The 24,831-nt window shown below is 75.8% G+C and carries 22 protein-coding genes and 1 tRNA gene; 13 read left to right on the top strand and 10 right to left on the bottom strand.

The features are described 5' to 3' along the window. Window positions 1-21: 21 nt before the first annotated feature. Complete coding sequence (locus tag ACI8AR_RS02060; protein ID WP_457049494.1) at window positions 22-2,112, bottom strand: SpoIIE family protein phosphatase; 2,091 nt, start codon at window positions 2,110-2,112, stop codon at window positions 22-24. A gap of 147 nt (window positions 2,113-2,259) precedes the next feature. Here ACI8AR_RS02060 and ACI8AR_RS02055 point away from each other — a divergent pair, with 147 nt between their 5' ends. After that, window positions 2,260-2,817, top strand: a complete 558-nt coding sequence (locus ACI8AR_RS02055) for an SRPBCC family protein (RefSeq protein WP_457049493.1) — start codon at window positions 2,260-2,262, stop codon at window positions 2,815-2,817. On the opposite strand, the gene ACI8AR_RS02050 is transcribed toward ACI8AR_RS02055, so the two are convergent. After that, window positions 2,784-4,064: an aminotransferase class I/II-fold pyridoxal phosphate-dependent enzyme gene (locus ACI8AR_RS02050; RefSeq protein WP_457049492.1), complete on the bottom strand. Its 1,281-nt coding sequence runs from the start codon at window positions 4,062-4,064 to the stop codon at window positions 2,784-2,786. The genes ACI8AR_RS02055 and ACI8AR_RS02050 overlap by 34 nt on opposite strands. Window positions 4,065-4,293: 229 nt before the next feature. On the opposite strand from ACI8AR_RS02050, the gene ACI8AR_RS02045 reads away from it, so the two are divergent. The 3 genes from ACI8AR_RS02045 to ACI8AR_RS02035 all read left to right on the top strand — a co-directional run bounded on the left by ACI8AR_RS02045 (window position 4,294) and on the right by ACI8AR_RS02035 (window position 6,336). Next, complete coding sequence (locus tag ACI8AR_RS02045; RefSeq protein ID WP_457049491.1) at window positions 4,294-4,788, top strand: MarR family winged helix-turn-helix transcriptional regulator; 495 nt, start codon at window positions 4,294-4,296, stop codon at window positions 4,786-4,788. Between the two features lie 43 nt (window positions 4,789-4,831). Beyond that, window positions 4,832-5,857, top strand: a complete 1,026-nt coding sequence (locus ACI8AR_RS02040; protein ID WP_457049490.1) for an LLM class flavin-dependent oxidoreductase — start codon at window positions 4,832-4,834, stop codon at window positions 5,855-5,857. A gap of 296 nt (window positions 5,858-6,153) precedes the next feature. Next, window positions 6,154-6,336 carry a hypothetical protein gene (locus tag ACI8AR_RS02035; RefSeq protein ID WP_457049489.1) on the top strand — a complete coding sequence of 61 codons (183 nt, stop codon included), beginning with the start codon at window positions 6,154-6,156 and terminating at the stop codon, window positions 6,334-6,336. Here ACI8AR_RS02035 and ACI8AR_RS02030 read toward each other — a convergent pair. Genes ACI8AR_RS02030 through ACI8AR_RS02015 form a run of 4 tightly spaced genes read right to left on the bottom strand, consistent with a single transcriptional unit; the run spans window position 6,333 to window position 11,034 of the window. Beyond that, window positions 6,333-7,853 carry a carboxyl transferase domain-containing protein gene (locus ACI8AR_RS02030; RefSeq protein WP_457049488.1) on the bottom strand — a complete coding sequence of 507 codons (1,521 nt, stop codon included), beginning with the start codon at window positions 7,851-7,853 and terminating at the stop codon, window positions 6,333-6,335. The two genes, ACI8AR_RS02035 and ACI8AR_RS02030, sit on opposite strands and share 4 nt — an antisense overlap. Continuing rightward, complete coding sequence (locus ACI8AR_RS02025; RefSeq protein WP_457049487.1) at window positions 7,850-9,028, bottom strand: CaiB/BaiF CoA transferase family protein; 1,179 nt, start codon at window positions 9,026-9,028, stop codon at window positions 7,850-7,852. The genes ACI8AR_RS02030 and ACI8AR_RS02025 overlap by 4 nt, the downstream gene beginning before the upstream one ends. 20 nt (window positions 9,029-9,048) lie before the next feature. After that, the gene (locus tag ACI8AR_RS02020; RefSeq protein ID WP_457049486.1) at window positions 9,049-10,398 is read right to left on the bottom strand and encodes an SLC13 family permease; all 1,350 of its coding nucleotides are present in this window, start codon (window positions 10,396-10,398) and stop codon (window positions 9,049-9,051) included. Window positions 10,399-10,440: 42 nt separating this feature from the next. After that, window positions 10,441-11,034: a 5-formyltetrahydrofolate cyclo-ligase gene (locus ACI8AR_RS02015; RefSeq protein WP_457049485.1), complete on the bottom strand. Its 594-nt coding sequence runs from the start codon at window positions 11,032-11,034 to the stop codon at window positions 10,441-10,443. A 57-nt stretch (window positions 11,035-11,091) separates the two neighbouring features. On the opposite strand from ACI8AR_RS02015, the gene galU reads away from it, so the two are divergent. From galU to ACI8AR_RS01990, 5 genes are all read left to right on the top strand, one after another. Further along, window positions 11,092-12,009 (top strand): UTP--glucose-1-phosphate uridylyltransferase GalU, encoded by a 918-nt coding sequence (galU, locus tag ACI8AR_RS02010; protein ID WP_457049484.1) that lies wholly within the window; start codon window positions 11,092-11,094, stop codon window positions 12,007-12,009. A gap of 31 nt (window positions 12,010-12,040) precedes the next feature. Then, window positions 12,041-13,435: a molybdotransferase-like divisome protein Glp gene (glp, locus tag ACI8AR_RS02005; RefSeq protein WP_457049483.1), complete on the top strand. Its 1,395-nt coding sequence runs from the start codon at window positions 12,041-12,043 to the stop codon at window positions 13,433-13,435. A gap of 55 nt (window positions 13,436-13,490) precedes the next feature. After that, entirely contained in the window at window positions 13,491-14,054 is a 564-nt protein-coding gene (locus ACI8AR_RS02000) for a GNAT family N-acetyltransferase (RefSeq protein WP_457049482.1), read from the top strand. A gap of 177 nt (window positions 14,055-14,231) precedes the next feature. Then, entirely contained in the window at window positions 14,232-14,945 is a 714-nt protein-coding gene (gene sepX, locus ACI8AR_RS01995; RefSeq protein WP_457049481.1) for a divisome protein SepX/GlpR, read from the top strand. A gap of 72 nt (window positions 14,946-15,017) precedes the next feature. Continuing rightward, window positions 15,018-15,091, top strand: a tRNA-Ala gene (locus tag ACI8AR_RS01990). 77 nt (window positions 15,092-15,168) lie between these two features. Here the strand turns inward: ACI8AR_RS01990 and ACI8AR_RS01985 are convergent. Further along, the gene (locus ACI8AR_RS01985) at window positions 15,169-15,963 is read right to left on the bottom strand and encodes an ArsR/SmtB family transcription factor (RefSeq protein WP_457049480.1); all 795 of its coding nucleotides are present in this window, start codon (window positions 15,961-15,963) and stop codon (window positions 15,169-15,171) included. A 110-nt stretch (window positions 15,964-16,073) separates the two neighbouring features. Next, window positions 16,074-17,606 (bottom strand): dolichyl-phosphate-mannose--protein mannosyltransferase, encoded by a 1,533-nt coding sequence (locus ACI8AR_RS01980; protein WP_457049479.1) that lies wholly within the window; start codon window positions 17,604-17,606, stop codon window positions 16,074-16,076. 54 nt (window positions 17,607-17,660) lie between these two features. On the opposite strand from ACI8AR_RS01980, the gene rsmI reads away from it, so the two are divergent. Beyond that, entirely contained in the window at window positions 17,661-18,497 is an 837-nt protein-coding gene (gene rsmI, locus ACI8AR_RS01975) for a 16S rRNA (cytidine(1402)-2'-O)-methyltransferase (RefSeq protein ID WP_457049478.1), read from the top strand. Window positions 18,498-18,568: 71 nt separating this feature from the next. On the opposite strand, the gene ACI8AR_RS01970 is transcribed toward rsmI, so the two are convergent. Continuing rightward, window positions 18,569-19,441, bottom strand: a complete 873-nt coding sequence (locus ACI8AR_RS01970) for a DUF559 domain-containing protein (RefSeq protein ID WP_457049477.1) — start codon at window positions 19,439-19,441, stop codon at window positions 18,569-18,571. Between the two features lie 128 nt (window positions 19,442-19,569). Beyond that, window positions 19,570-20,664 (bottom strand): magnesium/cobalt transporter CorA, encoded by a 1,095-nt coding sequence (corA, locus tag ACI8AR_RS01965; RefSeq protein ID WP_457049476.1) that lies wholly within the window; start codon window positions 20,662-20,664, stop codon window positions 19,570-19,572. 121 nt (window positions 20,665-20,785) lie between these two features. On the opposite strand from corA, the gene ACI8AR_RS01960 reads away from it, so the two are divergent. The 3 genes from ACI8AR_RS01960 to metG all read left to right on the top strand — a co-directional run bounded on the left by ACI8AR_RS01960 (window position 20,786) and on the right by metG (window position 24,829). After that, entirely contained in the window at window positions 20,786-22,282 is a 1,497-nt protein-coding gene (locus ACI8AR_RS01960) for an amino acid permease (protein ID WP_457049475.1), read from the top strand. 102 nt (window positions 22,283-22,384) lie between these two features. Then, window positions 22,385-22,996: a hypothetical protein gene (locus ACI8AR_RS01955; RefSeq protein WP_457049474.1), complete on the top strand. Its 612-nt coding sequence runs from the start codon at window positions 22,385-22,387 to the stop codon at window positions 22,994-22,996. Window positions 22,997-23,032: 36 nt separating this feature from the next. Beyond that, a complete protein-coding gene (gene metG, locus ACI8AR_RS01950; RefSeq protein WP_457049473.1) occupies window positions 23,033-24,829 on the top strand; it encodes a methionine--tRNA ligase in 1,797 nt (598 codons plus the stop codon). The last annotated feature ends 2 nt before the right edge of the window (window positions 24,830-24,831 follow it).

Below are 24,831 nucleotides of genomic sequence, written 5' to 3'. Positions count from 1 at the left end.
CCTCCTCGCGCCGGCGCGACGCTACGTCGCCGGCTGCGGCTCCACCACCGTGGCCGGGCGGGGCGTCCTCGGCGCCACCACGGCAGCGGCCGGCTGCAGCCGCAGGCACAGGAGCACGACGTCGTCGTGCAGCCGCTGCCCGCCGGTGAGCTCGCTCATCAGCGCGTCGCACCAGGCCCGGGGGTGGACGCCGTCGAGCGTGGCGGCGACCGACGCCAGGCGGGCGAGGCCGACGTCGAGGTCGGCGTCGCGCCGCTCGACGAGGCCGTCGGAGTACCAGAGCAGCGTCGAGCCGGGCGGGATCTCGACCTCGTCCTCCGCGCGCGGCCCGGCGGCCGCCGCCAGCGGCCGCGACCGCCCGCCGGTGAGGTACCGGGCGTCGCGGCCGGTGACCAGCAGCGGGGGCGGGTGCCCCGCGCAGGCGTAGCGCAGCCGGCAGGTGACCGGGTCGTACTCGCCGTAGCCGATGGTGGTGAGCGCCGCGCCGGGGACGGCCGACGACGCCCGGTCCAGCGCCTCGAGGACCGCGGCGGGCCCGTCGTGCGGCGCGGCGGCCAGCACGCTCAGCGCCGAGTGCAGCCGGCCCATCGCCGCCGCGGCCCGCAGGTCGTGCCCGACGACGTCTCCGACGGCGAACCCGACCCGGCCGAAGGGCAGCGGGAAGGCGTCGTACCAGTCTCCGCCGATGTCGTGCTGCTGGTCGGCCGGGCGGTAACAGCCGGCGAGCACCGCGCCGGGCAGCTCCTCGGGCACGGCGGGCAGGAAGGCGCGCTGGAGCTGGTGGGCGGCGTCCCGCTCCTCCTCGTACAGCCGGGCCCGGTGCAGCGCGGGGCCCATGAGCTCGGCCAGCGTGCGCGCCATCGCCTCGACGTCGTCGTCGGCCTCGTCCTCCTCGTCGGCGGACCGGAAGCCGAGGGCCCCGAACGTCGTGCCGGCGACCCGGGCCGGCACCGCCAGCCCGGCCGGGGAGCGGACGGCGGCGCCGCGGCGGGCGGCGGTGGCCAGGGGGGACGGGTCGGCGAGCGGCAGCACGGTCTCCCCGCCCCCGTCGGTCGTCCACACGCGCAGCCGGCCGCCGTCCCGGTCGACCACCCCGACGGCGCCCGAGCCGGCGAGCAGCGCGATGCCGGAGCGGACCAGCACCGCGGCGATGGCGTCGGTCGTCGCCGCGGTGGCGAGCCCGGCGGTCACCCGCTGCAGCGCCTCCACCCGGCGCCGCGCGGCGGCCTCCCGGCGGGACACCGACCGCGCCCGGTCCCGCTCGCCGATCTCCACGGCCAGCAGCCAGGCGCCGAGGACCGTGACGGCGATGAACAGCTGGAGGACGGCGGCCTCCATCCGCGGCGTGTCGTGGAGCGGGGCCCACGGCCCGCGCCCGACCACGGTCATCACGTTGGCGGTGACCGCGACGACCAGCCCCGCCTGGGTGACGACGGCGACGCCGTACCGGACGGCCAGCCAGGTGAGCCAGGGGATCGTCAGGTACGCCACCGGGACGTCGACCGGCCAGAACACGGCCGCCGTCACCGCAGCGGTCAGGAGCAGCAGCGCCGCCCGCCGGGCGGGCCGCGGCGCTCCCGGCCGGCCGCGGGTCGACCACCAGGTCAGAATGGCGCCGCCCACCGTGAGCGCGCCGAGGCCGTCGCCGGCCCAGAACGGGACGAGACCGTCGAGCACCGCCGGGCCCTGCGACCAGTGGATGGTGATCGAGCCGACCAGCCCGCCGACGAGCGGGCCGGCCAGCACGCCGCAGAGCAGGAACGCCGTCAGGTCGCGGCGCCGGCGCAGGTCGGGCACCGGGGCGAACCGGCGCAGCAGGAGCGCGCCGACCAGGGGCTCGGCGGTGTTGGCGAGGGCGAAGCCCCAGGCGGCGACCGGGCCGATGCCCATGGCCCGGTCGATCCCCACCTCGACCAGCGCGGCCGTGGCCAGGACCCAGGGCCACCGGCGCCGGTCGGTGAGCACCAGCGCGGAGAGGGTGACCCCGGCCGGCAGGAACAGGACGGCGCCGGTGCTCGACGCCTCGAACAGCAGGAACGAGGTGAGGGACCCGGCGGCGTACCCCGCCGCGACGGCGAGGACGAGCCGCCAGGGCACGGACAGGCGCGTCATCCCGGCCTCCGACCAGTGGAGGGGCCCCGCGCGCCTGGTTCGACGGAGGCTGCCTCGTGCACGACCCTGGCAGGTGCCGGGCCGGAGCGGTAGGGGTGATCGTCGCGGCTCTGGTCCGCGGACGGCGGCCGGTGCACCATCCCGCGGGTGAGCCTGCGCATCCCGCCGTCGGTGTCGGTCGAGGTCGAGGTCGGGGCGCCGCCGGAGGCGGTGTGGGCGGTGCTCGCCGACCCGACCCGGGTGGGGGAGTGGAGCGGCGAGTGCGTCCGGGCGGCCTGGCTGCCCGGCTCCTCGGCGGTGGCCCCCGGCGCGCGCTTCCGCGGCTGGAACCGGTCGGGCCGGTCGCGCTGGGCGCGGGTCTGCGAGGTGACCGAGGTGGACCCCGGGCGGGTGCTGGCCTGGCGGACCGTCCCCACGGGGCCCTACCGCGACCGGACGCACTGGCGGGTGGAGCTCACCCCGGCCGGCACCGGTACCCGGATCCGGCAGCGTTACGACCTCACCGGCATGCCGGCGGTGGTGGAGCGGGTCGCCGCGCTGCTGCTGCCCGCGCACCGCGACCGCACCGCCGGCCTGCGGGCCGACCTCGAGCGCCTCGGCCGGGTGGCGGCCTCGGGTCGGGTGGCGGCCTCGGGTCGGGCGCCGGCCTCGGGTCGGGCGTCGGCCTCGGGTCAGGCGACGGCGAGTTCCCCGCCGAGCTCCTGACCCGCGCTCTCCCCGTCCCGGGTGGACCGGACGGCGGCCGCCACCGAGCCCGCGGCGGCCTGCAGCTGCTCGGCGGTGTGCGTGGCCATCACCGACAGCCGCAGCACCCCCTTGCCGCGCGGGACGGCGGGGTAGGCGACGGCGTTGCAGTAGACCCCGGCCTCGTAGGCGGCCCGCCACGCGGCCGCGGTCGCCTCCTCGCTGCCGGTCGGGACCGCGACGACCGCGCCGGTGCCGGGCAGCGGCGGGGTGCCGGCGACGGAGAGCTCGACGCGCAGCCGGGCGCCGTTCTCCTGCAGTCGGTCCCGGCGCCCGGGCTCCTCGCGGAGGATGCGCAGCGCGGCCAGCGCCGCGCCGACGCCGGCCGGCTCGTTGGCGGCGCTGAACACGTAGGGCATGGCGCCGGCGCGGATGCCGTCGGCGACCGCCTTCGACGTCAGCACCGCCCCGCCCACGCTGGCCAGCGACTTGCTGAACGCCAGCGTCACCGCGTCGACCCGGTCCAGCACGCCGCAGTGCTCGGCCGCGCCGCGGCCCTGCTCGCCGAGGACGCCGAGGCCGTGCGCCTCGTCGACGACCAGGCGCGCGCCGTACGCGGCGCACAGCTCGGCGAGACCGGCCAGCGGCGCGGTCTCGCCGGTCATCGAGTAGACGCCGTCGACGACGACGACCGCGCCGGCCTGCGGGTCGAGCCGGTCCAGCCGCCGGACCAGCGACTCCAGGTCGTTGTGCCGGAACCGGACCACGGTGCCGCGGCTGGCGGCCGCCCCGGCGTGCACGCTGGCGTGCGCGTGCGCGTCGACCAGCAGCGCGTCGCCCGGACCGCAGGCGGTGGACAGCAGCGCGACGTTGGCGTTGACCCCCGAGGAGGTCAGCACGGCCGCCTCGACGCCGTAGTGGTCGGCGAGCTCCTCCTCCAGCTGCAGGTGCAGCCGGGTGGTGCCGTTGAGGACGCGGCTGCCCGAGGTGCTCGTGCCGAACCGGCGGACCGCGGCCACGGCGGCCTCGACGACCCGCGGGTCCCCGGCCAGGCCGAGGTAGTTGTTGCTGCCCAGGTTCACCCGCGGGACGCCGTCGTCGTAGACGGTGACCGGCTCCGGGGCGCCCGCCGTCGGGACGCCGTGGGTGCCCACCCCGCCGCGGTCGTGCTCGCGCAGCAGCGCGGCGAGGGGGTTGCCGAGCAGGGGGGCGAAGGCGTCGCGCCGCCCGGTCGCGCGGGTCGGGGGCGGCTTCTCGCCGTGGGGCACGAGGTCTCCGTTCAGGTGGTGCAGTTCAGGAACCGGCCGGTCCGCCGGCCACCGCCCACCCTCGGTGGCCGGTGACTCTCGGTCAACGGTGCATCGGCTCACAGTCCGGGCGGGTGACACCCGTCCCCCAGGCAGGCGTCACGCGGTGGTCGGCCGCTCACAGTGCGTACCACCGGATCCGGTGCCGGGCGGCTCATCCGGGTGACGACGCGCCGGTACCGTCGCCTCCGTGACCGCGCGCTGGCTCGACGAGACCCAGCAGCGGGCCTGGCGCGCCTGGCTCACCCTCGCCGAGCTGCTCCCGCGCGAGCTGGACGCGCAGCTCCAGCGCGACGCCGGCCTCTCCCACGCCGCCTACGTCGTGCTGGCGATGCTGTCCGAGGCGCCCGGCCGCAGCCGGCGGATGAGCGACCTCGCCCGGCGGGCCAACCAGTCGCAGAGCCGGCTCTCGCACACCGTGGCGCGGCTGGAGGACCGCGGCTGGGTCCGCCGCGAGCGCTCGCCGGAGGACGGCCGCGGCAACGTCGCCGTGCTCACCGACGCCGGCTGGGACCTCGTCCGCAGCGTCGCGCCCGGGCACGTGGACGCCGTCCGGAGCGCCCTGTTCGACCCGCTCACCGCCGAGCAGACGGAGCTGCTGCGCGAGGTGCTCGAGACCGTCGTCGAGCACCTCGACCCCGACCGCTCCCGCCGGGTGCCGCACGGCGGGGACGCCGCCGGCTGAGGCGCGGGAAGCCGGGCCGGTCCCGGCGGCGTTGCGCGCGGTGATGTCCGAGACCGCGCCCCTGCCGCTGTCCGTCCTCGAGCTGGCCACGGTCGGCTCGGGGCAGTCCACCGCCGACGCCCTGGCCGCCACCACGCGAGTCGCGCAGGCCGCCGACCGGCTGGGCTACACCCGTCTCTGGGTGGCCGAGCACCACAACATGCCGGCGGTGGCCAGCACCAGCCCGCCGGTGCTCATCGCGCACCTGGCCGCGGTGACCGGTCGCATCCGGGTCGGCTCGGGCGGGGTCATGCTGCCCAACCACGCGCCGCTGGTCGTCGCCGAGCAGTTCGCGCTGCTCGAGGCGCTGCACCCGGGCCGGATCGACCTCGGCATCGGCCGCGCGCCGGGCACCGACGCGCACACCGCGATCGCGCTGCGCCGGGACCCGGCGGCGCTGAGCGCCGAGGACTTCCCCCAGCACCTGCTCGACCTCCTCGGCCTGCTCGGCGACCGGCGGGTGGAGGGCGGGCTGGCCGAGCACTTCACGGCGACCCCGGCGCCGACGTCGTCGCCGGAGGTCGTGCTGCTGGGCTCCAGCGGCTTCTCCGCGCAGCTCGCCGGGGCGCTGGGGCTGCCGTTCGCCTTCGCCCACCACTTCGGCGGGCCGGACGTGCAGGCCGCCGTCGAGCTGTACCGGGAGTCGTTCCGGCCCTCGCCGGCGCTCGACCGCCCGTACACGGTGGTGACGGCGAACGTGCTCGCCGCCGACAGCGAGGGAGAGGCCCGCCGGCTCGCGCTGCCCGGGCAGCTCCTGCGCCTCGCCATCCGCACCAACCGGCTGCGCCCGGTGCCGAGCCCGGAGGAGGCGCAGGCCGACCCCGAGCGGGCGGCCGCGGAGAACATGCCGAGCAACGCCGTCGTCGGCGACCCCGCGCAGGTCGCCGCGCAGCTGCGCGGGCTGGCCGCGGCCACCGGCGCCGACGAGCTGATGCTGTCGGCGTCCACCCACGGCGTGGCGGAGCGGGTCCGCAGCCTGGAGCTGGTCGCGGCCGCCTGGGGGCTGGTCCCGGAGGCCACCGCGGCCTGACCGGGACGTCCCTCCTGCGGCCGTGGCCCTTCCTCGGCGCGCAACCGCGGGGACGTCGCCGCCTGCGACGCGCGCCGCACCGCGACTTCCCCGCAGTCGCCGTGCGGAGGCAGTCGGTCGGAGCTCGGGCTCGCGACCACCGGCAGGGGCCGCTGGTCCCTGCCGGGACCGGCGGGGCGACTGGCTCGCGCCAAGGGAGCGCGCCTGGCCGCCTGCCTCAGCTATCGCGACGCGCCGGCCGCCCCGGCCTGGATGACGGCGCTCGGCTCCACCGTCGTCCGGCGGGGCTGTACCTCGTGCTCGACGACCCCGCCGACGTCGACGACCGCTTCGCCCGCGGCGTCGCCGCCGGCGCGACGCCGGTCATCGCCCCGGAGGACACCGAGTGGGGCACCCGGCGCGCGTGGCTGGTCGACCCCGGCGGTCAGGAGCGGAGCTCCGGCACCTACGCCCCGGCGCCACCTGGTAGCGCCGCCTAGCGGCCCAGCCGGCGGTAGCGGTGCAGGCGGCTGCGGTGCCGCTCGGCGTCGTCGCGCCCGAGCAGCCCGGCCAGCTCCTCGCCGAGCACCCGGCCGAGCCGGCGGCAGAACTCGACCGGCTCGTCGGCGGCGTCGGGCCGCTCGGGCACCACGCGGTCGACGATCCCGGCCCGCCACAGGTCGGTCGCCCGCACGCCCTGCGCGGCGGCCATCTCCGGCGCCCGGTCGACGGTGCGGTGCACGATCGCCGACGCGCCCTCCGGCGGCAGCGGGCCCAGCCAGCCGTTGGCCGCGGCGAGCACCCGGTCGGCCGGCACCAGCGCCAGCGCGCCGCCGCCGGTGCCCTGGCCGAGCAGCACCGCGAGCGTCGGCGCCCGGAGCGTCACCAGGTCCTCCAGGCAGCGGGCGATCTCCGCGGCCAGCCCGCCCTCCTCGGCCTCCACCGACAGCGCCGCGCCCGGGGTGTCGATGAGCGTCACCAGCGGCAGGTGCAGCTCGGCGGCCAGCCGCATGCCGCGACGGGCCTCGCGCAGCGCCGCCGGGCCCAGCGGCGCGGACAGCGACTGCCCGCGCCGGTCCTGCCCGAGGACGACGCACGGCGCGCCGCCGAAGCGGGCCAGCGCCAGCAGCAGGCCCGGGTCCTTCTCGCCGGCGCCGGTGCCCGAGAGCCCGACGACGTCGGTGGCCGCCGTCCGCAGCAGCCGCCGCACGCCCGGCCGGTCGGGCCGCCGGGACGCGGTGACGACGTCCCACGCGCTGCGGCCGTCCTCCGGGTCGTCGTCCTCGGTGCCGTCCTCCGGCGTCGGGCGCTCGGCGTCGCGGACGTCGGCGTGCCAGGTGCGCCGGGCCGACAGCACCGACAGCGCCCGGTCGGCGAGGTCGGCGACGTCCTCGTGCGGCACGACGGCGTCGATGAGGCCGCGCTCGGCGAGGTGGTCGGCGGTCTGCACGCCGGCCGGGAACGGCTCGCCGTAGAGCGCCTCGTACACCCGCGGGCCGAGGAAGCCCACCGCCGCGCCGGGCTCGGCGATGGTCACGTGCCCGAGCGACCCCCACGAGGCGAGCACGCCGCCGAAGGTGGGGTCGCGCAGGTAGACCAGGTAGGGCAGGCCCGCGGCCTTGTGCCGGGCGATCGCCGCGGTGATGCCGACCATCTGCAGGAAGGCGACCGTGCCCTCCTGCATCCGGGTGCCGCCGGACACCGGCGCGGCCAGCAGCGGCAGGCCCTCCTCGGTGGCCCGCTCGATCCCGGCGACCAGCCGCTCGGCCGTGGCCACCCCGATCGACCCGGCGAGGAAGCCGAACTCCCCGGCGACGACGGCCACCCGCCGGCCGCGCAGCCGGCCCTCGCCGGTGACCACGGCCTCGTCCTGGCGGCTGCGCTCGGCCGCGGCGCGCAGCTCGGCGGCGTACTGCGGGTCGACGTCGCGGGGGCCGATCGGCGCGTCCCAGCTCGTCCAGGAGCCGGGGTCGAGGACCAGGTCGCGCAGGGTGCGGGCGTCCAGCCGCCCGCTCACCGCGCCAGCCAGGCGCGGACCGCCTCGTCCGAGCCGCCGAGCACCGGGGGAGCGGCGTGGTCGCGGCGGGTCGTCTCGGTCTCGCCGTCGGGACCGGCGGCGAAGAACCGCAGCGGCGGGCCGGGCAGCTGCAGCCGGCCGAGGGTGGCGTGCTCGACGTCGACCAGCAGGCCCTGGGAGAGCGTCTGCTCCCAGCCGTAGACCTCGTCGATCGTGCGCACCTTCCCCGCCGGGACGCCGGCGGCGGCCAGCCGGGCGAGCAGCGTCTCGGCGTCGACGTCGGCGAAGGTCCGCTCGAGCAGCTCGATGACCTGCTGCCGGTTGCCCACCCGCTCGCCGTTGGTGGCCAGGCCCGGCGCGTCGGGGTCCAGGTCGAACTCGGCGCACAGCCGCCGCCACAGCGACTCCGACCCGCAGGACAGCTGCACGCTGCCGCCCTTGCAGTGGAACAGGCCGTAGGGGGCGATCGAGGGGTGGTGGTTGCCCTGCGCGCGGCCGACCTGCCCGCCCACCGTCCACGCCGTCCCCTGGAAGGCGTGCACGCCGACGACGGCGGCCAGCAGCGAGGTGCGCACCACCTGGCCGCGGCCGGTCCGCTCCCGCTCGTGCAGCGCGGCGAGCACGCCGTAGGCGCCGTACATGCCGGCCAGCAGGTCGCCGATCGGGACGCCGACGCGCTGCGGGTCGTCCGGGCCGGGGCCGGTCAGCGACATGAGCCCGGCCTCGCCCTGCGCGATCTGGTCGTAGCCGGCGCGGCCGCCCTCGGGGCCGTCGTGGCCGAAGCCGGAGATCGACAGGGTGACCAGCCGCGGGTTGAGCTCGGCGAGCACGGCGGTGCCGAAGCCGAGGCGCTCGAGCGTGCCGGGGCGGAAGTTCTCCATCAGCACGTCGGCCCGCCGGACCAGCTCGCGCAGCAGCTCCTTGTCGTCCTCGTCCTTGAGGTCGAGGGTGACCGACTCCTTGTTGCGGTTGGCCGACAGGAAGTACGTCGACTCCCGGTCACCGGCCTCGGGCTGGACGAACGGCGGCCCCCAGCCGCGGGTGTCGTCCCCGCCGCCGGGGTTCTCCACCTTGATCACCCGGGCGCCGAGGTCGCCGAGCATCATCGCGGCGTGCGGCCCGGCCAGGGCGCGGGTCAGGTCGACGACGAGCACGCCGTCCAGCGGTCCGGTCATGGCCTGGCTCTCCGTTCCGGTCAGAACAACGAGGGGACGACGACGAAGACCAGCCAGGCCAGCAGCGGACCGACGGCCACGACGATCCCGGCGTAGGCGAGGATCTGCTTGTAGAAGCGGTCCTTGTCCACGTCCTGGGCGTTGGCGAGCACCAGCGCGCCGTTGGTCGAGAACGGGCTGACGTCGACGATCGTGGAGGCTACCGACAGCGCCACCACGACCCCGACGGCGCCGATCTCCCCGGCCTGCAGGAACGGCACCGCCAGCGCGATCGAGACGCCGATGATCGCCGTCGAGGAGGCGAAGGCCGACACGATGCCGCCGATGTAGCAGAGCAGCAGCGCGATGAGCAGCGGCACGCCGAGGCCGATCACCGCCTCGCCGACGTAGTCGATCGTGCCGGCCTCCTGCAGCACGAAGACGAAGGTGAGGACGCCGGCGATCAGCAGCACCGTCGACCAGCTGATCTGGCCGACCGCCCCCTTCTGCCGGGCGGCCTGGAACAGCGCCAGAACGGTGGCGACGGTGATCGACACGAAGCCGATGTCGAGGTCGAACACCAGCGCCAGGACGGCGACCGCGGCCAGGCCGACCAGGGTCAGGACCTGGTCGAGGGTGGCCTTCTGCGGCTGCTCGGGCTCGCCGTCGGCCGTGTGCCCGCCGCTGCCGCCGCCGACGGCGGGCCCGGGCGGGGCGCCGCGGCCGTGCCCGACGGTGGCCCCCGCGTGCTCGGTGTCGGCGGGGGCCGCAACGCTCACCTTCCGGCCCAGCAGCCGGCGGCCGCCGAGCACGACGAACAGCACCAGCGCGATGGCCAGGTTGAAGAACAGGCTGCCCAGGAAGACCGCGATCGGGCTGCCCGGGAGGCCCTCGTCGTCGACGATCGTGTTCACCGTGACGCCGTAGACGCTGATCGGCGAGAACCCCCCGCCCTGCGCGCCGTGGATGACCATCATGCCCATGAGCAGCGGGTTGATCCCGTAGCGGGCGGCGAAGCCCAGCGCGATCGGCGCGATGATCGCGACCGCGGCGGGGGAGAGCGCGCCGATCGCGGTGAGCAGCGCGGTGACGAAGAACATGATCCAGGGGATGGCGGCGACGTGGCCGCCGACCAGGCGTACCGCGCTCCTGACCAGCAGGTCGACGGTGCCGTTGTTCTGCGCGATCGCGAACAGGTACGTGACGCCGATCAGGGTCAGCACGAGCTCGGCGGGGAACCCGGCGAGGATGTCGTCGGTGCTCAGGCCGACCGACAGCGTGCCGACGAGGAACGCGGCCGTGAACGCCAGCGCCCCCATGTTGATCGGCAGGAACGTGGCGATCGCGAAGATGGCGACCAGCGCCAGGATCGTGACGATCTCCGGGGACACGAGGGCTCCTCGACGTCGGCGCTGACGGGTCGACCCACCGTGTCACCTACTGGCCGGTATCTCCTGCCAGCCGCCGGAGGGGGTGACGACGGCGGTCACCGGGCGGTCGTGCTCGAAGGCCGGCAGCCGGTCGACCAGCTCGTCGTCGAAGACCGGCGCCACGACCACCGCGTCGGGGCGGGCGTGCTGCAGCGCGCGGTCGTAGTAGCCACCGCCCCGCCCCAGCCGCACGCCGCTGCGGTCGACCGCCAGGGCCGGGACGACGACCACCTCCGCCGTCCCCAGCGCCGTCGGTCCCAGCCGCGGGCCCACCGGCTCCAGCAGCCCGAAGCGGCCCGGCGCCAGCCGGCCGGTGTCGACCGCCCAGCGCAGCTCGGCGCCGCTGTCCGGGACCACCGGCAGGAGCACCCGGGTCCCGAGCTGGGTGAACACCGCGGGCAGCCGCCCGTGGCCGGGCTCGGTCTCGTCGGGCACGAAGGCGGCCAGCAGCCGGACCCCGGTCAGGCGCTGCAGGAGCGCCGCGGCGACCGCGGCGGCCGCGGCGGCGCGCTCGGCCGGGGGTCGGGACCGGCGGCGGGCGACGACCGCCTCGCGCAGCGCGGCCTTGGCCGCTTCGCCGTCCTGCGCGGAGGTCACTCGCGAAGGTTAGTGGCGGGAGACCGGCCCGCGACGGGCTGGATAGGCTCCCACCCCATGTCGACCCCGACGCCGCGTCCGGCGCGCAAGGCCGTCATCCCCGTCGCGGGGATGGGGACCAGGTTCCTCCCCGCCACGAAGGCGGTGCCCAAGGAACTGCTGCCCGTCGTCGACCGGCCGGCGCTGCAGTACATCGTCGAGGAGGCCGCACGAGCCGGCCTCGGCGAGGTGCTCATGGTCACCGGCCGCAACAAGGCGGCGATCGAGGACTTCTTCGACCGCACCCCCGAGCTCGAGACCGCGCTGGAGAAGAAGGGCGACGCCGACCGGCTGGCCGCCGTGCACGAGTCCACCGAGGTCGCCCAGGTGCACTTCGTCCGGCAGGGCGAGGCGCGCGGGCTGGGCCACGCGGTGCTGCAGGCGGCCGCCTTCGTCGGCGACGAGCCGTTCGCCGTCCTGCTCGGCGACGACCTGATCGACGCCCGCGACCACCTGCTCGAGCAGATGCTCGCCGTCCAGGCCGAGCACGGCGGCTCGGTGATCGCCCTGCTCGACGTCGGCCGGGAGAACATCGACAAGTACGGCGCGGTCGCGGTCGAGCCCGGCTCGTCCGACGGCGTGGTGACCGTGACCGGCCTGGTGGAGAAGCCGCCGGTCGACGAGGCGCCGAGCAGCCTGGCGATCATCGGTCGCTACGTGCTCGCCCCCGAGGTGTTCGGGGTGCTGCGCGAGACCGCGCCCGGCCGCGGCGGGGAGATCCAGCTGACCGACGCGCTGGCCACGCTGGTCGAGCGCGGCGAGCCGCTGCACGGCGTGGTCTTCGACGGCCGCCGCTACGACACCGGCGACAAGCTCGACTACCTCAAGGCGGTCATCCGGCTGGCCGCCGAGCGGGAGGACCTGGGCCCCGCGCTGCGCTCCTGGCTGACCGAGTTCGTCGCCGACCTGCCCGCCGAGGGCGCGTCGCAGGCCTGACCTGCTCCCCGCAGGGGGGACGATCGCAGCGATGAGCGAGAACGGCACGCCCGGGGCGCGGGACACCACGGCGCTGGACCTCCGCAGCGGGGCCACCCTCGACCCCCCGACGTCGCCGCGGCTGGCGGTGCACACCACGGCCGCGATCGGCCCCGACGCGGCGCTCCCGGCCCCGCCGGCGGCCGCCGAGCCGGAGACGCCGGTGCTGCGCACCGTCGAGGCGCACCTGGACGAGATCCTCGCCGCGGTACCGCAGCCGGAGCCGATCGAGCTCGCCGTCCTCGACGCCCAGGGCCTGCTCTGCGCCGAGGAGGTGGTCAGCGCCCGCGCGCTGCCCGCCTTCGACCAGGCGGCGCTGGACGGCTACGCCGTCCGGGCCGAGGACGTCGCCGCCGCCACCCCGGACGCGCCGGTGGAGCTGGCCGTGGTGGGGGAGACCGTCGCCGGCGCGGCGGGCCCGACCGCGCTCGCGCCCGGGCTGGCGCAGAAGGTGGCCGCCGGCGCGATGCTGCCCACCGGCGCCGACGTCGTCGTCCCGGCCGTGTGGACCGACCGCGGGCTGGTCCGGGTGCAGGTGCACGGCGCACCGGAGGCCGGCGGTTACGTCCGGCGGGCCGGCGACGACGTCTCGCCCGGCACCGTCGCCGTCCGCACCGGCACCCCGATCGGCCCGGCGCAGATCAGCCTGCTCGCCGCCGTCGGGCGCGACCGGGTGCACGTCCGGCCCCGGCCGCGGGTCGCCGTCCTGTCCGCCGGCACCGAGCTGGTCGACATCACCGCCCAGCCCGTGCCCGGCCAGGTGGTCGACGTCAACACCTACGCCCTGGCCGCGGCCGCCCGCGACGCCGGCGCGGCCGCCTACCGCTGGGGGATCCTGCCCACCGACCGGCGCCGGCTGACCGAGGTGCTGGAGAGCCAGCTGCTGCGCAGCGACCTGGTGCTCATCGCCGGCACCTTCGCCGCCGAGGGCGACATGGTGCAGGAGGTCCTCGCGGAGCTCGGCCCCATGCGCTTCCGTCAGGTGACGATGCACCCGGGACCGGTGCAGGGCTTCGGCCGGCTGGGCCGGGACGAGGTGCCGGTCATCTGCGTGCCCGGCGAGCCGGTCGCCGCGCTGGTGTCCTTCGAGGTCTTCGTGCGCCCGGCGATCCGCTCGATGCTGGGCAAGCGGCAGCTGTTCCGCCGCACCGTGCAGGCGATCTCCGCGGAGCGGCTGGTCTCGCCGCTGGGCTACCGGCAGTACCTGCACGGCCAGGTCATGCGCCACCCCGACGGCGGCTACGTCGTCGAGCCGCTCGGCGACGGCGACGAGGCGATGCTGGCCCGGATGGCGCGCGCCAACTGCCTGGTCGTCGTCGACGAGGACGTCACCGAGGTCGCCGAGGGCGGGCTCGTGACGGTCATGCCCCTGCTGCTGGGCGGCTGACCTGGACCCGGTGCAGCACCCGGGCTGGCCCGCCCGCCTGGCGCACGGCCCGGTCGTGCTCCACCCGCTCCGCCGCGGCGACGCCGCCGAGTGGAGTCGGCTGCGGCTGGCCAACGAGTCCTGGCTGCGGCCGTGGGAGCCCTCGGCGGGGGTGGCCTGGTCGGTCCGGCACACGCCGGCGGCCTACCGCGCGATGCGCCGCTCGGTCGCCCGCCGCGCCCGGACCGGGGCGGCGCTGCCGTTCGCCGTCCGGGTGGACGGGCGGCTGGCCGGGCAGGTCACCGTGGACAACATCGTGCGGGGCGCGCTGCGGTCGGGGTCGCTGGGCTACTGGATCGACCGGGAGGTGGCCGGGCGGGGGATGGCCTCGCTCGCCGTGGCGCTGGTGTGCGACCACGCGTTCGGCCCCGGCGGGCTGCACCGGCTGCAGGCCGACATCCGCCCGGAGAACGGGCCGAGCCAGCGGCTGGTCGAGCGGCTCGGCTTCCGCCGCGAGGGGCTGCTGCGCCGGTACCTCGACATCGACGGCGACTGGCGCGACCACCTCGCCTACGCGCTGCTGGCCGAGGACGTGCCGCACGGCGTGCTCCGGCTCTGGGCCTCCCGCGCACCCCGCTGACGCGTCTCTATCACGTTCACGCTTCGTGAGCAGTCGACTACGTGTCGACGCGCCGCTTGGCAAACCCCTTCCGTCACACGACCAGTCGCGCGACACGCCCAGGAACATCCCTCTACCTGGGGATTCGCGTGCATAACCTGCCGCGGCAAGTGACTCGTGTGACGGGTGGTGTTCTCGATGGGGTCAGGCGTGCTTCTCGCCGCGCTGGTCGTGCTGTGGTTCGTCGTGCTGGTGCCGATGGTGGTGACCCGCGGGGACTCTCCGGCGACCCGCGCGGAGGTCACCCGGGGCCGGACGCTGCAGCGCCGGCGCGTGGGTGACCCGGTCCGCTCGGCGGAGACCGAGCGGGTCGCGGTGGACCGCGACCTGCTGCGGCAGACCGGCGAGCTGCGGATCGACGTGCACGCCGTCCGGCGGCGCACGCTGGCCGGGCTGCTGGCGCTGACGCTGCTGGCGCTGGCCGGCGCGCTGACCCTCACCCCGTGGCTGTGGGTGGCCCAGGGGCTGCTCGACGTCGCGCTGGTCGGCTACCTGGTGGTGCTGCGGGCCGCCGCGCGCCGGGAGCGGGCCGCCGCCCGCCGGGCCGCCCGCGTCACCGCCCGCTCGACCGCGCGGCCGGCCGCCCGCCCCGCGCCGCGGCCGGCACCCCGGGTGGCCGAGCCGCTGGTCGCCGAGCCGGTGCTCACCGACGACGAGTCGCTGCACCCGACCGTCGGCCTGCCGCACCCGAGCCTGCCGCTCGCGCCGGTGCACCCGCTGCGCCCGGCCCGCGTGGTGGCCGCCCGCCCGGTGCCGGCCGGCTGGCAGGACAGCGCCGTCGTCGGCCTGGACGACGACGACATCGGCTTCGCCGACATCGACCTGTACCAGCCGCGCGTGGTCAACGGTTAGAACGCGACACCCCGGGTGCCACCCCGCTGGTGGCGCCCGGGGTCGCGGGCGGTAGTCTTGGGCCCGCAGTCAGGGGCTGTAGCGCAGTCCGGTAGCGCACCTCGTTCGCATCGAGGGGGTCAGGGGTTCAAATCCCCTCAGCTCCACCCAGACCGCACCACCGCCGACGCCGTCGGGGCACCCGCCCCGGCGGCGTCCGCCGTTCCGGGACCCCGGACGACGGTCAGGCCGGGGTCGGCGCCATCGCCCACGGCGCCTCCGGCAGCACCTCGCCGGTCTCCAGCAGCGACTTGAGGTTGGCGCACACGGCGGGCCAGCCCTGCGACACCTGGCCCAGCTCGGTCTCGCCCGCCAGGTTCTCGTGGGTCACCGTCAGCCGGACGATGCCGCCGTGCTCCTCGACGAGGAACGTCACGACCGAGTCCCCGCCCGGGGGCTCCTCGCCGTCGGCCTCCCCGAAGGTGACCACCAGGCGCCGGGGCGGGTCGGTCTCGAGCACCCGGCCGCCGGCGTCGGCGACGCCCGACCCGTCGGTGCGCCGGTGCTCCCAGCGCGAGCCCGGCTCCCAGTCCGAGACGTTCGCGTGGCCCCAGAAGCGGGCCGTGAGGTCGGCGTCGGTCAGCGCGTGCCAGACCTGCGCGGCCGAGGCGCGGATGTACGTGACGTAGACGTATTCGGGGACCCGCTCGCTCATGGCGTGCTCCTCTGCTGCGGTGCGGATGGCGGACAGCGCCTGCAGGCGCGGCCGGTCGAACGCCGCGATCCACCGCCGCTCGATCTCGGCGATCGGGACCGGGTTGAGGAGGTGCAGCCGCTCCCGGCCGCGGCGGACGGCGGTGACCAGTCCCGCGGCGACGAGGACGTCGAGGTGCTGCGTGGCCGACTGGCGCGCCATGCCGGTGCCCGCGCACAGCTCGCCGAGCGTCTGGCCGTCGCGCTCCCGCAGGCGGTCGAGCAGGAGCCGCCGGGTGCGGTCGGCCAGCGCCTTGAAGACGGCGTCCTCGCCTCCGGGCTGCACGCCGCCGATCGTGCAGGTATCTACCTGCACGTGTCAACGCGCGGACCCGGGGCTCAGCCGTACGCCCCGACCGTCTGTCGCGGCGACGGGCCCCTCGGAACGACGGCCGCTCAGAACCAGGACGGGAACCACATGCGCAGCAGCCAGTCGGCGTGCGACAGCGGGCGCCCGGCGAGCACCGGGTAGAAGAAGACGAAGGTGCCGGCCACCACCGCGACGTAGCCGCTGACCGCGGCCAGGCCGGCGCTGCGCCGCCACTCGGGAGCGCCCGGGCGGCCGAGGACGTCCTGCAGCACCAGGGTCACGGCCAGCACGAAGAACGGCAGCACCGGCGCCATGTAGAAGACGAACATCGTGCGCTCGGGGTTGAGGAACCAGGTGCCCCAGCCGGCGGCCACCGTGACGGCCACCAGCAGCGCGGCCGGGTCGCGGCGGGCGACGATCCGCCAGGCGGTCCAGACCAACGCGGGCGCGAACGCCAGCCACAGCGTCGGCGTCCCGACCATGAGGATGTAGCGGACCACCTGGTCGCCCGCGGCGTCGGTGAGGCCCTGCGGGTTCCACAGCAGGATCGGCCGGCCGTTCACCAGCCAGGTCCAGGGCCCCGACTCCCACGGGTGCGGCGTGGACAGCCCGTTGTGGAAGGTCCACCACTCGGCGTGCATGTGCCACCAGGAGCGCAGCGCGTCGGGGACCCACGGGAACGCCGTCCCCGGGTTGCGCTGCGCCCACCAGCGCCCCTGCGCCGTCTCGCCGAGGAACCACCCGGCGAAGCTCGCGACGTAGGTGAGCACCGGCACGGCGGCCAGCGCCCAGGTGGCGCCGGGCAGGCCGCGGCGCAGCGCCGTCGTCGTCGGCCTCGGGACCCCGGCCTCCCGCCAGGCCTGCCGGTCCCACCACAGGGACAGCACGGCGCAGGACGCCAGGAACCAGATGCCGCTCCACTTGACCGAGCAGGCGCAGCCGAACAGCAGGCCGGCGGCGATCCGCCAGCCCCGCGGTCCGAGGCGGAAGCCGGTGGCCGGCACCGGCAGCGAGGCGGCGATGCGAGCGCGCACCCGGTCCCGGTCGACCACCAGGCAGGCGACGGCGGCCAGCACGAACAGCTGCAGGAAGACGTCGAGCAGGCCGATCCGGGAGACGGTGAACGCGAAGCCGTCCAGCGCCAGCAGCAGTCCGGCGACCAGGCCGAGCAGCGTGGACCCGGTCAGCCGCCGGGCCAGCCGGGTGAGCAGGACGACGGCGAGCGCGCCGGCCACCGCGGAGGGGAACCGCCAGCCCAGGCTCGTGTAGCCGAACACCTGCTCGCCGGCGGCGATGAGCCACTTGCCCAGCGGCGGGTGGACGATGAACGTGTAGCCGCGGTTGTACTCGTGGCCCCAGACCAGCAGGTCGTGCGCCTCGGGCGGGTAGTAGGCCTCGTCGAACAGCAGCGTGTCGGGGTAGCTGATGCCGACCAGCCGGCCGGCCAGCGTGGCGGCGCCGAGCACCGCGGCCAGGACCCACGACAGCAGCCGGTCGCCGGGCAGCGGCGGGATCCGGTCCACCCGCGGCCGGGGCGCCGGCCAGCGGCGCGGGGGACGGGCGCGGGCGTCGTCCGGCTGGTCCCCGGCGCCCGTGCGCTCGGGAGCCAGGACCGCCATGCGCCTCAGGGTATGTGGGACGGCGGTGCGCCCCGGCGTGACAGGCTCGTCGTCGTGACCGGACGGCTCGTGCTCGGTGGTGCGCCCCTCGGCCAGCCCGGCGACGTCGGCCCGCGGCTGCGGCAGGTGATGGCGTCGGCCGACGTCCTGGCGGTGGAGGACACCCGGCGGCTGCACCGGCTGGCCACCGACCTCGAGGTCGCGCTGACCGGCCGGGTGGTCACCTTCCACGAGTCGGTCGAGCGCCAGCGGCTCCCCGGGCTGATGGCGGCGCTGGCCGACGGCGCGACCGTCCTGCTGCTCACCGACGCCGGCATGCCCTCGGTCTCCGACCCCGGCTACACGCTGGTGCGTGCCGCGATCGACGCCGGCGTCGAGGTCACCTCCGTGCCCGGGCCGTCCGCGGTGACGACGGCGCTGGCGGTCTCGGGGCTGCCGGTCGACCGGTTCTGCTTCGAGGGGTTCCTGCCGCGCAAGGCGGGGGAGCGGCGGTCCCGGCTGGCCTCGCTCGCCGACGAGCGCCGCACGATGGTCTTCTTCGAGTCGCCGCACCGGCTGGCCGAGGCGCTCGCCGACTGCGCGGCCGCGTTCGGGGACGCGCGGGAGGCCGCGGTGTGCCGGGAGCTGACCAAGACGCACGAGGAGGTCCGGCGGGGGCCGCTGTCCGCGCTGGCCTCGTGGGCCGCCGACGGCGTGCGCGGGGAGATCACCCTCGTCGTCGCGGGGGCCACGCCGGAGCCGGTGTCGCTGTCGCCCGCCGAGCTGGCCGCGCTGGTGGCGGGGGAGGAGGCGGCGGGCGCCAGCCGCAAGGACGCCATCCGCGCCGTCGTCACCCGCACCGGCCTGCCCCGCCGCACCGTCTACGACGCCGTCGTCGCCGCCAAGCCCTGAGGGCACCCGTTGCGCTGAAGAGACACCCAATCCCGCGCCCGGATGCGTGCCGGAGGGCGCAGTCCAGGAGCTCAGGCAGCCAGCGCCGCGGCGATCCGGGCGAGGAGCTCGGCAGGACGGTGCAGGTCCGAAGCCGTGACGAACACGACGCGCCAGCCGGCCGCCTGGAGCCGGTTCAGCCGCTGCCGGTCGCGGGCGAACTGGCCCGGCTCGGCGTGCCAGAGCCCGTCGTACTCGACCGCCACCCGCCGATCCGGCCAGGCGAAGTCGACGCGTGCGACGCACCCGCCCGACGCGTCGGTCACCCGGTACTGGGCCACCGGCACAGGAACGGCGCCGCGGAGGAGGAGCCGCAGCCGGGTCTCCTGCGGTGACCCGGCCAGCCCGTCGGCCAGCCCGGCCACCGCCCTCGCACGTCGGCACCCCGGGCCCCGCGCGTCCGTGGCGAGCCTGCGGACGGTGGCGAGGTCCGCGCGGCCGGACACGACGAGCTGGTCGACGGCGGCCACGGCGCGGTCCCGCGGGAGGACCGAGGCCAGGCGGAGCGCAGTCGCCTCGGGAGTCGTCACGCGCAGCCCGAGACGGCGGGTCACGTCGGCCGGCCGGACGACGGCCCGCCGTGCCGCCACGCCCGCGAGCCGGACCTGGTGGGTGCCCGGCCGCAGGGTCACCTCGACGTCGTCCCCCGGGCCGGCCAGGTCGAGGCCCCACAGGACCGCTGCACTGCGCCCGGTGACGACGGCCGACGGGAGGAGCAGCGCCGCGGCCCGGGCACGGACTTCGTGCGTCGGCGGGACGTCGCGGTGGACGTAGACGTCCTGCAGCACCCGCCGCCAGGTGGATCCACCCAGCTGCCGACGGGTCAGCGCTCCGGAGGCGACCGCACTCGACCCGCGGAAGACCCCCGCGCGCAGGTGGTCGGGGACGGCAGGCGCGGGCGGCACCGGGGCACCGTGCCCGACCACCGGATGTGGCTGCTGCGGCTGTCCACAGGCTCCGCCGGTTGCGCGCTGGACCACGGAACCCAGGGCGGGATCAGGTGCTCCTCCGCGCAACCGCGCGGGCACGGGCGCTAGAGCCAGCCGTTGCGCTTGAAGCCGCGGTAGAGCAGCGAGCAGGTCACGAGGATGACCAGCCAGACCATCGCGTAGCCCCAGCGCCAGTGCAGCTCGGGCATGTGCTCGAAGTTCATCCCGTAGATCCCGGCGATCGCGGTCGGCACCGCGACGATCGCCGCCCACGCCGAGATCCTGCGCATGTCCTCGTTGTCGGCCATCGACGTGCGCGCGAGCGAGGCCTGCAGGATCGACGACAGCAGCTCGTCGAGCGCGCCCACCTGGTCGCGCACCCGGATCGCGTGGTCGAGGACGTCCCGGAAGTAGGACCGCATCGGGCCCGGCACCGAGTCGACCTGCCGCTCGGCCAGCTTCTGCAGGGGCACCTCCAGCGGCCCGACCGCCCGCCGCAGCGACATGAGCTCCCGCTTGAGCTGGTACAGCCGGCCGATGTCGTCGGTGCGGTCGGGGCTGAACACCGAGGCCTCGAGCTCGTCGACGTCGTCCTGCACCTGCTCGGCGACGTCGACGAAGGTGTCGACGACGTGGTCGGCCACCGCGTACAGCACCGACGACGGGCCCAGGCACAGCAGGTCGCGCTGCTCCTCCAGCCGGTGCCGCAGCTCGGTCAGGTCGTTGTGGTCGCCGTGCCGGACGGTGATCACGTGGTGCGGGCCGAGGAACACCATGACCTCGCCGGTGTCGACCACCTCGCTGGTCGCGGTCAGCTGCTCGTGCTCCACGTACCGCGCCGTCTTGAGCACCATGAACAGGTCGTCGTCGTAGCGCTCAAGCTTGGGCCGCTGGTGGGCGTAGACGGCGTCCTCGACGGCGAGCGGGTGCAGCCCGTAGCGCTCGGCGATCGCGCCCAGCTCGGCCTCGGTCGGCTCGAACAGCCCCAGCCAGACGAAGCCGTCCCGCTCGACGGCGGCCTCCAGCGCCACCATCGGGTCCACCGGCGGCTCCCGGCGCCCCTCCACGTAGACGGCGCAGTCGACGATCGCGTCGACGCCGGCCGCCCGCGTCGTCGCCGGCCGTGGCGCCCCGGCGGGGCGCGGCCGGGTGGTCGGCACGAACGGCCCGGGAGGGGCGTCCGCCCGCTGGTCGGTCACCGGTGCGCCTCCTCCCGTCCCGCCGCCGCGGCGGGGCGACAGCAGCGTAGGCGTGCGGGCTCGCGCCCCTCGTGCCACGCTGCCCGTGAGGCCGCTGCCGGGACCGACCGAGGAGGACGCCGTGGCCGCAGAGTCGCGCCGGGTCAAGTCCGTCGAGGAGTCCATCCGCGACACCGACGAACCCGAACACCGGCTCAAGAAGAACCTCTCGGGCCTGGACCTGGCGGTCTTCGGCGTCGGGGTGATCATCGGTACGGGCATCTTCGTGCTCACCGGTGTGGTCGCCCGCAACCAGGCCGGGCCGGCGGTGGCGATCTCCTTCGTGATCGCCGGCGTCGTGTGCGGGCTGGCCGCGCTCTGCTACGCCGAGTTCGCCTCCACCGTCCCGGTGGCCGGCTCGGCGTACACGTTCTCCTACGCGACCTTCGGCGAGTTCGTCGCCTGGATCATCGGCTGGGACCTGGTCCTCGAGCTGGCGCTGGGGGCGGCCACGGTCGCCGTGGGCTGGTCGGGCTACCTCAACCAGTTGCTGGACGACGTCGGCCTGGCGCTCCCGACGTCGATCGCGGGCGAGACGGCGACGTTCAACGTCCCGGCGATCGTGATCGTGCTGGCGATGACCGCCGTCCTGGTGCTCGGCATCAAGCTGTCCTCGCGGGTCACCGCGGTGATCGTGGCCATCAAGCTGGCCGTCGTCCTGCTGGTCATCGTGGTCGGCGCGTTCTACCTCGTCGCCGACAACTACTCGCCGTTCGTGCCGCCCGCCGAGAACGCGGCCGACGGTGGCGAGACCTGGCTGGACACCCCGCTGATCTCGGTGCTCACCGGCTTCAGCCAGGGCACCTTCGGCTGGGGCGGCGTCCTGGCCGGCGCGGCGATCGTGTTCTTCGCCTTCATCGGCTTCGACATCGTGGCCACCGCGGCCGAGGAGACCCGCAACCCGGCCCGCGACCTGCCCCGCGGCATCATCGGCTCGCTGGCCATCTGCACGCTGCTCTACGTCGCCGTCTCGCTGGTGGTCGTGGGCATGCAGAACTACACGGAGCTCAGCGAGAGCGCGCCGCTCGCCGGGGCGTTCGCCGCGAACGGGCTCACCTTCTTCTCGAGCATCATCTCGCTGGGCGCGCTCGCCGGACTCACGTCCGTGGTGATGATCCTGATGCTGGGCCAGTCGCGGGTGCTGTTCGCGATGAGCCGCGACGCACTGCTCCCGCGGTCGATCGGGACCGTGCACCCGCGGTACGGCACGCCCTACAAGATCACCATCGGCACCGGGATCGTCGTCGCCGTCCTGGCCGGGCTGGTGCCGCTGTCCGAGCTGGCCGAGCTGGTGAACATCGGGACCCTCTTCGCCTTCTTCCTCGTCTCCCTCGGCGTGTGGATCCTGCGGCGCACCCGCCCGGAGCTGCCCCGCTCGTTCCGCGTGCCGCTGGTGCCGCTGCTGCCGATCGTCTCGGCGCTGGCCAGCCTGTGGCTCATGGCCAACCTGCCCACCGAGACCTGGCTGCGGTTCTTCGTCTGGATGGCCGTCGGCGTGCTCATGTACTTCATCTACGGACGACGGCGCAGCCGCTTCGCCACCGGCTCGGCACGGGCGGGGACCGGCAAGCGCCTCTGACGGCTCACCCCTGGGGGTGAGGGGTGCCCCGCCGTCCCTCCTGCGCCGGCCCGCGCGGGACGACCTGACCGGTGACCGACGTCCCCGGCCAGGAGCAGACCCGTGGCGACCAGCGTCCTCGACGCACCCCTCCCCGCACCCGCACCGTCCACGCCCCGGCGGTGGCCGGCGGCCGTGCTCGCGCTGGCCGCCGTCTGCGGGCTGGAGGCCGCGGCGCTGCTCGCGGCCGGGCTGACCGGGCTCGACGGGCTGTTCGCCGTGGCGTCGCGGCCGCCCGCGCCGGTCGTCGTCGCGGTGCTCGCTGGGCTGGCCGGCTGGATCGTGCTGTGCGCGGGCGGCGGCCTGGCGGCCCTCGACGGCGGACGGCGGCTCGCGAACGGCCTGGCCTGCGCGGAGATCGTGGGCGTGGCGGGCCTGTTCGCCGTGAGCCTGGTCACCCCGCTGGTCGGCGACCTGCCGACGACGCTGCCGCTGCCGGCCGTCGCGCTGCTGGCGCTGGCGGTGCCGGTCGGCAAGCTGCTGCTCACCTCGGCGCCGGCCACCCTCGCCTGGTCCGCCGCGGTCCCGCCGCGCCCCCGCCCGGCCGCCGCGACCCGGCACCCGCGGACGCGCCTGGCCACCGTCGCGGTGATCGGGGTCGCCCTCGGCGCCCTCGCGCTGACCACGCCCGTCGCCGGCGAGCTCCCGCCCGCGAGCACCGTCGCCGGTCACTGACGAGGCGGGGAGCGGCCGCTCACTACCCTCGGTGTCGTGAGTGATCGGCACATCCTGACCGCCGTGGCCTGGCCCTACGCCAACGGCCCGCGGCACATCGGCCACGTCTCCGGCTTCGGCGTCCCCTCCGACGTCTTCAGCCGCTACCACCGCATGGCCGGGGACCGCGTCCTCATGGTCAGCGGCACCGACGAGCACGGCACGCCGATCACCGTGGCCGCCGACGCGGAGGGGGTGAGCCCGCGGGAGATCGCCGACCGGAACAACCGGCTGATCGTCAACGACCTGCAGGCCCTCGGCCTGTCCTACGACCTGTTCACCCGCACCACCACGGTCAACCACGCCCGGGTCAGCCAGGAGATCTTCCTCGGCCTGCTCAAGAACGGGTACGTCTTCCCGCAGACGACGCTCGGCGCGATCAGCCCGTCCACCGGCCGCACGCTGCCCGACCGCTACATCGAGGGCACCTGCCCGATCTGCGGCTACGACGGCGCCCGCGGCGACCAGTGCGACAACTGCGGCAACCAGCTCGACCCCACCGACCTGATCAACCCGGTCAGCCGGATCAACGGCGAGACGCCGCGGTTCGTCGAGAGCGAGCACTACTTCCTCGACCTGCCCGCCTTCACCCGGTCCCTCGGCGACTGGCTGGACAGCCGCCGGGGCTGGCGGCCCAACGTGCTCAACTTCGCCAGGAACCTGCTCGACGACCTCAAGCCGCGCAGCTACACCCGCGACATCGACTGGGGCGTGCCGATCCCGCTCGACGGCTGGCGGGACCGGCCCGACAAGCGCATCTACGTCTGGTTCGACGCCGTCGTCGGCTACCTGTCGGCGTCGATCGAGTGGGCCCGCCGGTCCGGCGACGCCGACGCCTGGCGCCAGTGGTGGCAGTCGCCCGACGCCGACGCCTACTACTTCATGGGCAAGGACAACATCGTCTTCCACGCCGAGATCTGGCCCGCGCAGCTGCAGGGCTACAACGGCGAGGGCGACAGGGGCGGCAGCCCCGGCTCGCTGGGCCGGCTGGCCCTGCCCACCGAGGTGGTCTCCAGCGAGTTCCTCACCATGGAGGGCCGCAAGTTCTCGAGCAGCCGCCAGGTGGTCATCTACGTCCGCGACTTCCTCGCCCGCTACGACCCCGACGCGCTGCGCTACTTCGTCGCCGTCGCCGGCCCCGAGACCCAGGACACCGACTTCACCTGGGCGGAGTTCCTCCGGCGCAACAACGACGAGCTCGTCGCCGGCTGGGGCAACCTGGTCAACCGGACGGTGTCGATGGCGGCGAAGAACGTCGGCGCCGTCCCGACGCCGGGTGAGCTGACCGACGCCGACCGCGCGCTGCTGGCCTCGACGTCGTCGGCGTTCGGGCCGATCGGCGACCTGCTGGCCCGCAACCGGCAGAAGGCGGCGGCCACCGAGGCGATGCGGGTGGTCGGCGAGGCGAACAAGTACCTGTCCGACCAGGCGCCGTGGAAGCTCAAGGAGGACCCGGCCCGCCGGGACACCGTGCTGCACACCGCGCTGCAGGCGGTCAGCGACTGCAACGCGCTGCTCACGCCGTTCCTCCCGCACTCGGCGCAGAAGGTGCACGAGCTGCTGGGCGGCACCGGCGTCTGGTCGCCGGCGCCGCGCATCGAGGAGGTCACCGACCTCGACGACGGCTCGCCGTACCCGATCATCACCGGCGACTACGGCGACGCGCAGGCGGTGTGGGCCTCGCGCCCGCTGCCGTCGGGCACGCCGCTGTCCCCGCCCACCCCGGTGTTCCGCAAGCTCGACGAGTCCGTCGTCGCGGAGGAGCTGGCCCGCCTGGAGGGCGACGCCTCGTGACG

Source organism: Geodermatophilus sp. SYSU D01036 (assembly GCF_054050435.1).
The sequence above is the reverse complement of the archived record's forward strand: the minus strand, read 5'-3'. Positions and strand labels throughout refer to the sequence as shown.

What these genes read in the sequence shown, in the direction of transcription:
- glp (WP_457049483.1), top strand. Translation starts at nt 12,041, where the DNA reads ATGAGCGAGAACGGCACGCCCGGGGCGCGGGACACCACGGCGCTGGAC.
- ACI8AR_RS02040 (WP_457049490.1), top strand. Translation starts at nt 4,832, where the DNA reads ATGTCCGAGACCGCGCCCCTGCCGCTGTCCGTCCTCGAGCTGGCCACG.
- ACI8AR_RS02060 (WP_457049494.1), bottom strand. Translation starts at nt 2,112, where the DNA reads ATGACGCGCCTGTCCGTGCCCTGGCGGCTCGTCCTCGCCGTCGCGGCG.
- galU (WP_457049484.1), top strand. Translation starts at nt 11,092, where the DNA reads ATGTCGACCCCGACGCCGCGTCCGGCGCGCAAGGCCGTCATCCCCGTC.
- ACI8AR_RS02025 (WP_457049487.1), bottom strand. Translation starts at nt 9,028, where the DNA reads ATGACCGGACCGCTGGACGGCGTGCTCGTCGTCGACCTGACCCGCGCC.
- ACI8AR_RS01980 (WP_457049479.1), bottom strand. Translation starts at nt 17,606, where the DNA reads ATGGCGGTCCTGGCTCCCGAGCGCACGGGCGCCGGGGACCAGCCGGAC.
- sepX (WP_457049481.1), top strand. Translation starts at nt 14,232, where the DNA reads ATGGGGTCAGGCGTGCTTCTCGCCGCGCTGGTCGTGCTGTGGTTCGTC.